General features: G+C 43.3%; 12 protein-coding genes and 2 pseudogenes. 6 read left to right on the top strand and 8 right to left on the bottom strand.

The annotated features are described in order from the left end of the window. A partial coding sequence (locus tag A3I3_RS0107490) for an integrase core domain-containing protein (RefSeq protein WP_018372085.1) occupies positions 1-287 on the top strand: 287 nt, incomplete at its 5' end. 113 nt (positions 288-400) lie between these two features. Further along, on the top strand, positions 401-760 hold the full coding sequence (locus tag A3I3_RS0107495; protein ID WP_018372101.1) for a DUF3397 domain-containing protein: 360 nt from the start codon (positions 401-403) through the stop codon (positions 758-760). A 36-nt stretch (positions 761-796) separates the two neighbouring features. Here the strand turns inward: A3I3_RS0107495 and gloA2 are convergent, their stop codons facing one another. Further along, a complete protein-coding gene (gene gloA2, locus A3I3_RS0107500; protein ID WP_018372102.1) occupies positions 797-1,183 on the bottom strand; it encodes an SMU1112c/YaeR family gloxylase I-like metalloprotein in 387 nt (128 codons plus the stop codon). A gap of 46 nt (positions 1,184-1,229) precedes the next feature. Next, positions 1,230-3,554 carry an FtsK/SpoIIIE family DNA translocase gene (locus tag A3I3_RS0107505; protein WP_018372103.1) on the bottom strand — a complete coding sequence of 775 codons (2,325 nt, stop codon included), beginning with the start codon at positions 3,552-3,554 and terminating at the stop codon, positions 1,230-1,232. A 146-nt stretch (positions 3,555-3,700) separates the two neighbouring features. Here A3I3_RS0107505 and A3I3_RS0107510 point away from each other — a divergent pair, with 146 nt between their 5' ends. Genes A3I3_RS0107510 through A3I3_RS0107520 form a run of 3 tightly spaced genes read left to right on the top strand, consistent with a single transcriptional unit; the run spans position 3,701 to position 6,040 of the window. Continuing rightward, the gene (locus A3I3_RS0107510) at positions 3,701-4,747 is read left to right on the top strand and encodes a bifunctional glycosyltransferase family 2/GtrA family protein (RefSeq protein WP_018372104.1); all 1,047 of its coding nucleotides are present in this window, start codon (positions 3,701-3,703) and stop codon (positions 4,745-4,747) included. Next, positions 4,747-5,652 carry a phosphodiester glycosidase family protein gene (locus A3I3_RS0107515; protein ID WP_018372105.1) on the top strand — a complete coding sequence of 302 codons (906 nt, stop codon included), beginning with the start codon at positions 4,747-4,749 and terminating at the stop codon, positions 5,650-5,652. Before A3I3_RS0107510 ends, A3I3_RS0107515 begins: the two co-directional genes overlap by 1 nt. Beyond that, a complete protein-coding gene (locus A3I3_RS0107520) occupies positions 5,633-6,040 on the top strand; it encodes a hypothetical protein (RefSeq protein ID WP_026129817.1) in 408 nt (135 codons plus the stop codon). Before A3I3_RS0107515 ends, A3I3_RS0107520 begins: the two co-directional genes overlap by 20 nt. 39 nt (positions 6,041-6,079) lie before the next feature. Here A3I3_RS0107520 and A3I3_RS0107525 read toward each other — a convergent pair whose 3' ends face one another. From A3I3_RS0107525 to A3I3_RS0107550, 6 genes and pseudogenes are all read right to left on the bottom strand, one after another. Further along, complete coding sequence (locus A3I3_RS0107525; RefSeq protein WP_018372107.1) at positions 6,080-6,607, bottom strand: GNAT family N-acetyltransferase; 528 nt, start codon at positions 6,605-6,607, stop codon at positions 6,080-6,082. A gap of 67 nt (positions 6,608-6,674) precedes the next feature. Then, positions 6,675-7,270 (bottom strand): annotated as a pseudogene (locus A3I3_RS10235) (histidine phosphatase family protein). Continuing rightward, complete coding sequence (locus A3I3_RS0107535; protein ID WP_115276002.1) at positions 7,267-7,842, bottom strand: histidine phosphatase family protein; 576 nt, start codon at positions 7,840-7,842, stop codon at positions 7,267-7,269. Before A3I3_RS0107535 ends, A3I3_RS10235 begins: the two are co-directional and overlap by 4 nt. 20 nt (positions 7,843-7,862) lie before the next feature. Next, positions 7,863-8,480: a histidine phosphatase family protein gene (locus A3I3_RS0107540; RefSeq protein WP_018372109.1), complete on the bottom strand. Its 618-nt coding sequence runs from the start codon at positions 8,478-8,480 to the stop codon at positions 7,863-7,865. Between the two features lie 18 nt (positions 8,481-8,498). Then, the gene (locus tag A3I3_RS0107545; protein ID WP_018372110.1) at positions 8,499-9,341 is read right to left on the bottom strand and encodes an HAD family hydrolase; all 843 of its coding nucleotides are present in this window, start codon (positions 9,339-9,341) and stop codon (positions 8,499-8,501) included. Between the two features lie 39 nt (positions 9,342-9,380). Further along, a complete protein-coding gene (locus A3I3_RS0107550; RefSeq protein ID WP_018372111.1) occupies positions 9,381-10,850 on the bottom strand; it encodes a glycoside hydrolase family 1 protein in 1,470 nt (489 codons plus the stop codon). Between the two features lie 371 nt (positions 10,851-11,221). Here A3I3_RS0107550 and A3I3_RS10240 point away from each other — a divergent pair. After that, a pseudogene (locus A3I3_RS10240) lies at positions 11,222-11,376 on the top strand (ISL3 family transposase); the annotation flags it as partial.

Here is an 11,376-nt window from a genome sequence, read left to right on the forward strand (position 1 = left end):
TCAAGGAAACCAAGCAGATCCATCCTTTGGATATCCTTTGTCAGGAGTTAGGAATTGAACACAAGTGCATCCGCCCTCGAACGCCACGACACAATAGGAAGGTTGAACGCAGCCACCGAAATGATAACAGGCGCTTCTACCAACGCTTGCAATTTTACTCTTACGATGACCTTATCAAGCAGATGAAAAACTATCTTTACCTGTCTAACCGCCTCCCCATGCAGACTCTTAACTGGTTATCGCCTATTGAAATCAGAAATTCTTTACAAGGGGCTAGCCCCTTGTAAAGAATAACATATCAGCTTTCTATTTCTTAGATTGTTGGTCTCACATCATTGACAATGGGACAAAAGTAATAAATTTCTCCCATTTTTTCCTGTTTTTGTGGTAAAATAAAGCTATGTTATTACTGAGAATTGCTGCTATTTTATTTATTTTTTTGAATATCTTTGTCTCTATCGTTTTTGTTAAACTTTTTCGCTTACAAAAACGAGGATTTAATTTCGCAGATCTGGCTTTTCCACTATTTTTTGTGGAGTTTTACTTGATTTCAGATCGCGCTTTTTATCATAGTCTTCTACCCCAGCTAGTTTTTGCGCTTTCCCTGTTAGCAATCGGGCTATCCATCTTCTTTTTAGTCAAACGCCGTAGCTTCTATTACCCTAAGTTTTTCAGATATTTCTGGCGCGCTGGCTTTCTTCTAACCTTCTTCCTTTACCTTGCCATGATAATCAGCCTTTTTCTGGTAAATGGGAAATAAGCAAACCTTCTGAGAAAATGATTCTCAGAAGGTTTTTCATTCATGCACTTCCAAAGGGAGACCGTCGGGGTCGAAAAAGAAGGCCATTTTTTGCCCGTCAAAGTCGTCGTAGCGCAGGGCCGTGTGCGGAATTTCTAGGGCGTCAAATCGGGCTAAACAAGCCTCCACATCCGCTACTTTAAAAGCCAAATGGCGCAGGCCTGTGTGCTCAGGTAAAGGAAGGGCTGGGCGTAGGGGTGCTTTTTCTTTGATAAAGATTTCCAGGGTCAGATTGCCCTTGCGAACATTGAATAAAATATCATCCTTGTCTGGACGAACATGCTCATCAAGCTGCTCAAAGCCCAACTTATCTACATAAAATTCTCTGGTTTTCTCATAATCATGCCCGATGATTGCGATATGATGAACAGTGTCTAATTTCATTTTTTCCTCCTGCTATAGAAAATCTGCTGACAGAGCCAGCAGATTTTTAATTTGTCTGTAAAACTTTGCGCGGCTTGGTGCCTTCGGCAGGCCCGATAACACCAGCAGCTTCCAGTTCTTCCATGAGGCGGGTCGCACGGTTAAATCCGACCGACAAGCGCCGCTGAATCATGGAAGCCGAGGCTTTCTGGGTTTCGATAACCAACGCCCTCGCTTCTTCAAAGAGCGGATCGCCCTCGCTTGAACTGTCCCCTGAATCAAAGTCGCCTTCTGCCACTTCGCCTGGGTCAAAGTTCTCGTCATAATCCGCCTCCGCTTGATTTTTGACAAAGGCCACAATCCGCTCCACATCCTCGTCTGAAATAAAGGAACCTTGCAAGCGAACTGGATGATTTTCGTCAATCGGCTTAAAGAGCATGTCGCCACGTCCCAAGAGCTTCTCCGCTCCATTTTCATCCAAAATCGTCCGACTATCCGTACCGCTTGAGACGGCAAAGGCAATCCGCGACGGGACATTGGCCTTAATCAAACCGCTGATAACATCCACCGACGGACGCTGGGTGGCAAGAATCATGTGAATCCCCGCCGCACGCGCTTTTTGTCCTAGACGGATAATAGCATCTTCGACTTCCTTGCTGGCAACCATCATAAGGTCCGCCAACTCATCAACAATCACAACAATGAGTGGCAGCGGAATTTGCTTGTATTCGGACTGAGCATTGTACTCAGCCACCTTGGCATTATAGCCTGCGATATTACGGGCGCCAACCTTAGAAAAGAGTTCGTAGCGATTTTCCATTTCGTCCACGACCTTTTGCAGGGCGCGGCTGGCCTTGCGTGGATTGGTCACGACAGGGATGAGCAGGTGCGGGATGTCATTATAAACCGACAGCTCGACCATTTTAGGGTCGACCATCATAAACTTGACTTCGTCTGGACGCGCCTTCATCAGAATGCTGGCAATAATCCCGTTGACCGCGACGGATTTACCCGAACCGGTCGAACCCGCCACCAGCAAATGCGGCATCTTCGCCAAATCAAAAGAACGAACAGAGCCATTGACTGCCTTGCCTAGCGGAATTTCTAACAATTTCTTGTCATCCGTTTTAGACTGCTCCCAGAGCTCGCGGAAGGTCACCGTCGCAACTTCTGAATTGGGCACTTCAATCCCTACCAAAGACTTGCCCGGGATAGGCGCTTCAATCCGCACATCCTTGGCTGCCAAGGCTAGAGCCAAGTCATCTGCCAGGTTGGAAATCCGATTGACCCGCACGCCGACGGCTGGCTTGACTTCGTACTTGGTGACGGACGGGCCGATTTCTGCCCGTTCGACGGCTGCTCGAATGCCAAAGCTGGCAAAGGTTTCTTCCAAAATTTTGATATTTTCCCGCACCAAGCGCTTTTCTTTGGACTGGTTTTTGGGCTTGTCAGGAGCGAAAAGTGCCAAGGTTGGCAGTTTATAAGCCAGAGTTTCCTTCGGAGTGAAATTAACCTCAATATCTTCATCACCATTTTCCTCAACGTTTTCCAGAAAAACAGTATCTTCACTCTCATCAAGGTTTGCAGGATCAGTCGAATCATAGTCAAAAATCTCAGGTTCAAAATCTTCTTCAAACGGCATTTGCTCAAAGAGATTGTCCTCTAAGATTTCTCCTGTTTCTGGGTCTACTTTTCTATTCAAGTCGTTTTCCGCCGCTGCCAGCTGGGCTTGCCTTTCTGCATCTAGAGCCGCTTTTTCTTCCTTCCTAACGAAACGCTCTTGCTTTTTAGCTTCGCGATTTTCCATCCACGAATGGAAAAAAATACCGATCTTTTCCATCACATCATAAATTGAGTAAGGACTCATCAAGAGCATTCCCATAAAAAAGAAAAGAAGGCCGATAAAATAAGTCCCGTAATTGGAAAATAGAAAAGAAATCGGTGCATGAAGAATTGCCCCGATAGCACCTCCACCTGCAAAAGAACTAACTCTAAAAGCGAGTAAGTCTTTTAAGATTCGCGAGAGGGTTATGCCAAAAATACCTGTCGTCAGCTTAGCAATTGTCACCAAATAAGCTTGAAAAATCAAAAGCAGACCTACAAAAGCACTCAAAAATCCGGAAATCATTCCTTCACGGCGCTCAATCCATTTAAAACCAAAGAGATAAAAAAGAGTTGCCCCCATCGCTAAATAGGCAAGGCTACCCACCCCTAGACGGAAAAGATTGTAGATTGTAACTCCAAAAGCTCCTAATCGCAAAATCCCAAATACTAAAATCAAAGCCAAAAGCACGCTAATAATCATTCGCTTAATGGCTTTTTGTCGTTCTAATTCTGCCTTAGTCGGGCGTCTCGTTGTCCGCCCTTTACTTGTTTTTTTCTTGTTTGCCATAACCTTTATTATACCATATTTAAAGAAATTAGAAAAAATAAAAAGTGAGTGATAAGTCTCTCCTTTCCTTAAACCTAACTTATATCAGGAATGCTTAAGCTTTGTTCTGTATGATACTCTGTAATTTACAGAAATGAGGTAGAGCAATGAAACGAGATACAGTTGTCATCCCAGCTTTTGAGCCGGATCGAGAATTACTCAAACTTCTGGCAAAAATACAGGATAAAAGTGATTTACAAGTCATCCTTGTTGACGATGGAAGCGGGGCAGACTATGCGGCTATTTTTGAAGCGGCAGAAGACTGTGCAACCGTCCTGACTCATACAAGCAATCAAGGAAAAGGACAAGCTTTGAAAACAGCTTTCTCCTATTTGAAAGAACAAAACTATGAAGGAATTGTATTAACAGCAGACTCTGATGGACAGCATTCACTCTGGGATATGCTGCGAGTTAGAAAAGTCAGTCGTGAACATCCTGATCAATTCACTTTAGGGGTTCGCTCTTTTACAGGAAAAGTCCCCATGCGTAGCCGCTTTGGCAACAGCCTCACTCGACTTCTTTTCAAACTTCAAACAGGGAAAGATGTCATCGATACCCAAACCGGACTTCGTGCTTTTCACAGCAAATATTTGGATTTTATGCTAAAAATTCCTGGTCAGCGTTATGAATATGAAATGAACATGCTCCTGGCTGCAACTAAAGAACTGGGAGTGGAACAAATGCCTATTGAGACAATTTATATTAATGACAATGCAGCCTCTCATTTTCGTCCTGTAACGGACGGGCTCAAAATCTACGCCCAACTTTTTAAGTTCGCTCTCTCATCCATGAGTAGTTTTGTAGTAGATTATTTGGTTTATGCACTAGCATTGATTTTCCTTGCCGCAGTTCCAAGTGGCTTGCGAATTCTTCTAGCAAATAGCTTGGCTCGCGTCACAAGTTCCATTTTTAACTTTGCCAGCAATAAAAAGCTTGTCTTTCATAACGAGGATAGCACGCTAAAAACAGGAACCTCCTATTTTAGCTTAGCCGTCTTTCTATTCGTGCTAGATACTTTTTTAATTCAGCTACTCTACTCCACATTTGGAATAAATCTCTTTATTGTCAAAATACTTGTCGGTTTTCTGCTTTTTTTCCTTTCTTGGTTCGTGCAGAAAAAAATTATTTTTAAAGAAAGGACACATGTCATCTGATGAAATTTATCAAAAAACCTTTTGCCTACGCAACAGTCTGCGGTTTCCTTTTAACAGGAACCTTTACCTATTCCATGCTAAAGACTTTCGTTTTATCTGAAAGTATGTCAACGGTAACGAAAACATCCTCAACTGCAAGTAAAACAAATGTGACAGCAACCAATGTTTCAACTACCGACACTAGTTACAAGGACGATAATTTGTCTATCACACTTGAAACAAAAACTGTCAATAACACACAAGTTTACGTTGCAAGCGTCACAACCAGCACGACCGGTTTACTCAAAACAGCTTTGGCTCAAGATACCTACGGAACGAATATTACAGCAAAAACTTCGGTCACAGCAGCGGCCAATAATGCGATCCTTGCTGTCAATGGTGACTACTATGGTGCCAATTCGACAGGCTATGTCATTCGTAATGGCATCGTTTATCGTGATACCGTTCGACAAAACAGTAGCAATGGCGATTTAGCCATTTATAAAGATGGTTCTTTTAAGATTATCTATGAAAACCAAGTCACAGCGCAAGAACTCGTTAATCAAGGAGTTGTAAACCTTTTAGCCTTCGGTCCCTCTCTTGTAGAAAATGGTGAAATTAGCGTTGACACCAACTCTGAGGTTGGACAATCCATGTCATCAAATCCACGGACAGCTATCGGAATCATTGATGAAAATCACTACATCATCGTGGTTTCAGACGGTCGAACTTCTGAAAGCAAGGGCTTGTCCCTCTATCAACTGGCAGAAGTCATGAAGTCCTACGGCGTTAAAACTGCCTACAATCTTGATGGTGGCGGTTCTTCAACACTTTACTTCAACGGAAAAGTCGTCAACAAACCAACAACCAACGGAAATAATATTTCAGAAAGGGCGGTGAGTGACATTGTCTACTTCGGTTACTAATCCTATCAAAAAACGATTCAAAAAAAGTGCCATCACCTATGCGGTGACAACACTCTTCTTCTTTGCTTTTAGTCGAATTTATGAACATTTTAGTTTTGGCGAAACATCTGTTTTCATGCATTGGCTGTTTGCTATTCCCCTTTTCGGAGGCAGCATTTTACTGCTACTTTTGAAAATCCAGCCTAATCTTTCAAGACTTAGTCTAAATCTGTGGAATACAGCCATTGCCATAGCAACAACGGGGGGATTGCTTCGCGGCATCATCAATCTATCGGGCCGCTCAACAACACTAGATATACCTTACTGGTATGCAGCGGCAGGTGTGCTCGTTCTCGCTATCCTCTCCATTATGTTCACCCGCAGCGAGTGGGTAGAAAATGAAACATAAATCAAGCTCCTAGCTGTATGGCTAGGAGCTTCTTATAATTTAGCTGAGAGGGATCCAGTAGCGTTTCATCCAATCATTATCTGTCTCATCTAGTCTGGTGTCCTCATAAACTCCACCATTAGCAAGAATAACACCCTCAGAAGCCTTATTCCAGTCAGCACACGTCACAAGAGCTTTTTTGATCCCGAGTTCTCTTGCTTTTAAAAGCGCCAACCTTAGCTGCTCTCTCCCATAGCCTTTACTTCGCTCACTCGGCAGAATGGAATAGCCGATATGACCTGCAATATTAAGCAAAAAATCTTGATTGAGATCGTGACGAATATTACAAATACCAACCATTTTCTGGTCGCTTTCACGGACACAGAGAAAAGTCGATGAAGGAGAACGTCCTTGCTCACAGGTCGCTTTAACTGAGGCCAGTTCAATATATTGCAACCATTGAGCTATATCTTCATACTCTGATAAACGACTACCTCCATATAAATGTTCCTCAGAAAATGCCGCCTTATAAGCTATGAGTTGCTGTTCATAGTCCAAACTTGGTTTAATTAGTTTTAATTGTGTCAATTTCACCACTCCTTTTATTTTAACTATTATATCACCCGCTCAATAAAAAAACAGGTCAGCCCTGTTTTTATTTTCTTTCATAAACCTCTCCACTCAAGGGGTCAATTATCCGTACCAAATGAAAGGCACCGTTTTCGTATTCGTAATGGCAAATGGCGCAGTTGCCAAAGCGAGCCGTCGGGTCGGGCTCAATCGAAAGCTCCAGTAGAAAAACCCACATGGCGCCACCATGACTGACCGCGAGAACGACTCCACTTTCTTGCTCCAAAAGCTGCGTCAGCGTTGCCTTCATACGCCGACCAACCTCGGTCACATTTTCGCCACCATAAGCCACAAAAGCGTCCTCAAAAGAATGAGCCCCCGAACGAATTTTAGGCTGGAGGGCTTCGGGCTGGGCTTCAAAAAGTCCGAAATTCCACTCCTTAAGCCCCTTCAAGCGCTGATAATCCTTGCGACCCGTGACGATTTCCAGCGTATCGCAAGCCCGCTCCTGCGTGGAAGCATAGAGGCTATCAAAGGAAATACCTTCTTTTGGAAAAAGGCTTGCGCTTTTTGCGCCTGCTCGATACCAGGCTCTGTCAATGGTGAGTCACTAGATCCCTGCACCAAGCCCTGCTGGTTAAAGAAAGTCTGCCCATGCCGCATCAGATAAAGAGTGGTCATCTTTCTTCCTCCCAAGCCGAAAAATCATGATTGACGACTTCTTCCAGATAGAACTCGTCATTTTCAAAACGAAAAACGAGAATGCTGCAGTTGGTCATATGACCAAGGCTGTCTAATTCCCAGTTTTGCTGCCAAGCTCGCGCAAAGTTGGCAATCGCGCCGCCGTGAGACACCATTAGAATCTCTTTTCCTTGACTGTCCTTCATGAGCTCAAAAATAGTCGTTGCCAAACGCTTTTGTACTTGCTCTTGACTTTCGCCACCGTAAGTTACAAAGAAATCCTTGTAAGGTAGGGGCGGGTTTAAATCCTCGCTCTCACCTTCAAAAGTCCCAAAATTCCATTCTTTCAGCCCTTTGACACGTTGATAAGGGAGCTTGCCGTCTGTCACCAATTCCAAAGTATCGCAAGCTCGCTCAGATGTAGAGCTGTAAGCCTCGTCTAATTCAATCCCTTGATTTTTAAAATATCTTCCCGCCACGCGCGCTTGATAAATACCCAAATCAGTTAAGGGAGCATCACACCAACCTTGAATTCTGTGACGACGGTTAAAAAGTGTTTGCCCGTGCCGCATGAGATAGAGTTTTTTTACCACTAGTTTTCCTCCTTGTAAAGTATCTTATCATTGATTGGGTCATAAACCAAAGGCATACTTACCTTGTCTCCGTCAAAGACAAAGTTGAAAATTGAACAATTTGGGGTAGTCAGATTATCTGGGTAAACAGCTAATGCTTCCCGAAAATAATGAGAAATAGCAGCACCATGAGTCACTGCAAGAATAGTTTCGCCTTCAGCTGCCTGACTAATAATTTCTCCCACTGTCCTCATCATACGCTGACGAACTTGTCTGGCTCCTTCTCCCCCATAGGTTACAAAATAATCCCCGTATGCTTGCCCAATATGCTCCAAATCAAGGGGTGGATTTAGATACTCACTCTGGGCTTCAAAAGCACCAAAATCCCATTCTTTCAAACCTTTTAATCGAATATAATCAGTTCGCCCTGAAACAATTTCTGCTGTATCGCAAGCTCGTTCTTGAGTAGAGGAATAAATTCTATTAAACTTTATTCCTTGATTTTCAAAAAATATTCTCGCCATTTTGGCTTGTTCAATCCCTAACTCTGTCAAAGGAGAATCTGAAGCACCTTGAATCCGTTTTTGCACGTTAAAACGGGTCTGTCCGTGCCGCATGAGATAGAGTTTTTTTGTCATCTGCTTGCTCGCTTTCTTTTAAATCAGCCCTAATTTTTCAAAGGCGTGATAAAGCCCGTCTGCTTCAACATCGTCGGTAATCATATCTGCCATGGCTAGGATTTCCGCTCCGCCATTGCCCATAGCCACCCCGACCGCACAATAATCCAGCATGGGAATGTCAATCTTAGCGTCACCAAAAGCAATGGTATCCGCTTGCTTTGCACCAAGGTGCTCAAGCAAAACCTCAATGGCATGCGCTTTAGTAATGTCTTTGACGCCCAAGTCACCAAAGAGGGCATGCTCACCGCGACCGCCCCAAGTGCCCGCCTTGAGCTCAGGAAAGGCAGCTTTTGAGTCCACATGGTCTTGGTAACTGTTGAGGATAAAGCTGATTTTATTGAGGTCATCGCGATAGAGCTCCCCGCCATAGACCAGACCGTGAAGAGCGTCCTCCGCTTCTAGCTTTTTGGCTTCCTCTTCGCTCAGCCCCTTGCCCTTGGCATACATACGCATAACAGGGCGCGCTGCCTCTCGAAAATTCCGGCTGGCAAAAAGTCCGTTGTTGCTTTCCAGATAAAATTCCAGCCCACGCGCCTGTAGCCAATCCACCACGCGCTTCTCCACTTCAAGCGGAATAAGCTGGTGCATGACAACCTCACCGTGATGCTCCACGTAAGAGCCGTTGCCGCCAATCATGCCGTCGAGGCCAATATCCCAAATATCTTGCGGCATTTCTGCTCGGCTACGGCCTGTACAAACATAGACTAAATGTCCATTTTTCCGCGCCTGTTGCACTGCCTCAACGGCTGACGCTGGAATTTGCCCCTCATAATCAACCAAGGTTCCGTCCACATCTAAAAAAATGATTTTCCCTGTCATATTTCTTCTCCACATACCAGCCCAAAGAGACCGATCAAACTATTTTTTAGATAAGATATTAGCGCCATTGCTTGCAATGACTTCTTTGTACCAATAGAAACTGTCCTTACGAGAACGATCATAGCTTCCATTTCCCTCATCATCAGCATCTACATAAATGAAGCCGTAGCGCTTGCTCATTTCAGAAGTTGAAGCTGAAACTAAGTCAATACAACCCCAAGGTGTGTAGCCCATCAGTTCAACTCCGTCCTCAATCGCTTCATACATTTGCTCAATATGTGCTTTCAGATAGTCAATCCGATAGTCATCATGAATGGAACCATCAGCTTCGACCTTATCTAAAGCACCCAGACCGTTTTCTACGATAAAAAGTGGTACTTGATAGCGGTCATAAAGTTTATTGAGCGTAATCCGTAAGCCAACAGGGTCAATTTGCCAACCCCAATCGCTGGCTTCCAGATAGGGATTTTTTTCACCAAGTGAGAAATTCCCCGCTGTCTTTTCATCGGCATCTGTGTCTACTGCACGCGCAACTGAACTCATATAATAGCTGAACGACATGAAGTCCACAGGGTATTGAGCCAACAACTCTAAATCACCATCAGCAATCTGCAATTCAATTCCATTTTCCTTGAAGAAACGTTTGGCATAGCTTGGATATTTCCCACGAACCTGAACATCTGAGAAAAATAGATTTTCATGATCCTGTTTGATTTCTTGCATAACATCTTGAGGATTGCAAGTAGCTGCATAAGCCTGCATCCGCGCCAACATCATACCAACCTTAAAATTTGGATTGATTTCTCGCGCAGCCTTGACTGCCAAGCTGCTAGCCACAAATTGATGATGAGCAGCCTGATAGAGTTCTTGCATATTTTGCTTACCACTTTCAAACAGCAGACCACCACCGACATAGCCAGAAATGCCCATAATATTGATTTCGTTAAAAGTTAACCAATATTTGACCTTGTCTTTGTAGCGTTCCATGACCATACGGACATATTTTTCAAAAAAGCCAATCACACGACGGTCTTTCCAGCCTTCATATTTGAGGGCAAGATTGATCGGTGTTTCATAGTGAGAAAGCGTAACTAATGGCTCAATGCCGTATTTGAGCAATTCATCAAAAACAGCATCATAAAAAGCTAACCCTTCTTCATTCGGACTTGCATCGTCACCATTAGGGAAAATTCGACTCCAAGCAATCGAAAGACGAAAAGTTTTAAAACCCATTTCTGCAAAAAGAGCAATGTCTTCCTTATAACGGTGATAAAAGTCAGAGCCCCAGCGTTTAGGATAAAGTCCTTCTTTGTCGTTAAGCGCCGCTAAAACCTTTTCCTTGGTCATTGGAGCCATCAAATCACTAAAGTTCTTTCGATCTTCTGGGCGAACCGCCTTGGCAGTATCAGATGTTGCTGGCCCACGACCGCCTAAATTCCAGCCACCCTCATATTGATTAGCAGCCGTTGCGCCACCCCATAGAAAATCTTTTGGAAATTGTTTTGTCATCACTTTCACCTCTTTGTTTATTGTTAATACTATTATATAACTTCCTCTTCGACTTTTCTGGTATAATTCTGGGGGAATACTGATACTATTCTATGATATGCTATTTATATGGTTGTAAGCTAGACCAAAGGCAATGTGTTGTTTTTCTCAAACATATTGCAATTTTCAAGAATGGACTAAAAAGGTGAAAATTACCTTTATTTTCATAGAATTCAAAATGCAGTTTCCCTACTTTTTCAAATAAAAATGGCTCTATAATTTCTGTAGTGGGTAAAATCACTTTAGGGATTATGGAGCTTATTTTGTTGTAGAAAAAAAGTCCCATATGACCTATAATGAAAAGCGACCAAACCATCATTAGAAAGAATCTTATGGAACAATTAAATTTTATCACAAACTTACTGGAAATCAAAGACCCTAACATTACGATTTTGGATGTTCTAGATGCTGGAACGCATAAAGAAATCATCGCGAAGTTGGATTATCCTGCTCCTAAATGCTACAGCTGTCATGGTCAGATGGCTAA

The sequence above is a fragment of the Streptococcus massiliensis DSM 18628 genome (assembly GCF_000380065.1).
Taxonomy (GTDB): Bacteria; Bacillota; Bacilli; order Lactobacillales; family Streptococcaceae; genus Streptococcus; species Streptococcus massiliensis.

What these genes read in the sequence shown, in the direction of transcription:
- A3I3_RS0107550 (WP_018372111.1), bottom strand. Translation starts at nt 10,850, where the DNA reads ATGACAAAACAATTTCCAAAAGATTTTCTATGGGGTGGCGCAACGGCT.
- A3I3_RS0107495 (WP_018372101.1), top strand. Translation starts at nt 401, where the DNA reads ATGTTATTACTGAGAATTGCTGCTATTTTATTTATTTTTTTGAATATC.
- A3I3_RS0107535 (WP_115276002.1), bottom strand. Translation starts at nt 7,842, where the DNA reads ATGCGGCACGGGCAAACACTTTTTAACCGTCGTCACAGAATTCAAGGT.
- A3I3_RS0107540 (WP_018372109.1), bottom strand. Translation starts at nt 8,480, where the DNA reads ATGACAAAAAAACTCTATCTCATGCGGCACGGACAGACCCGTTTTAAC.
- gloA2 (WP_018372102.1), bottom strand. Translation starts at nt 1,183, where the DNA reads ATGAAATTAGACACTGTTCATCATATCGCAATCATCGGGCATGATTAT.
- A3I3_RS0107510 (WP_018372104.1), top strand. Translation starts at nt 3,701, where the DNA reads ATGAAACGAGATACAGTTGTCATCCCAGCTTTTGAGCCGGATCGAGAA.
- A3I3_RS0107515 (WP_018372105.1), top strand. Translation starts at nt 4,747, where the DNA reads ATGAAATTTATCAAAAAACCTTTTGCCTACGCAACAGTCTGCGGTTTC.
- A3I3_RS0107545 (WP_018372110.1), bottom strand. Translation starts at nt 9,341, where the DNA reads ATGACAGGGAAAATCATTTTTTTAGATGTGGACGGAACCTTGGTTGAT.
- A3I3_RS0107505 (WP_018372103.1), bottom strand. Translation starts at nt 3,554, where the DNA reads ATGGCAAACAAGAAAAAAACAAGTAAAGGGCGGACAACGAGACGCCCG.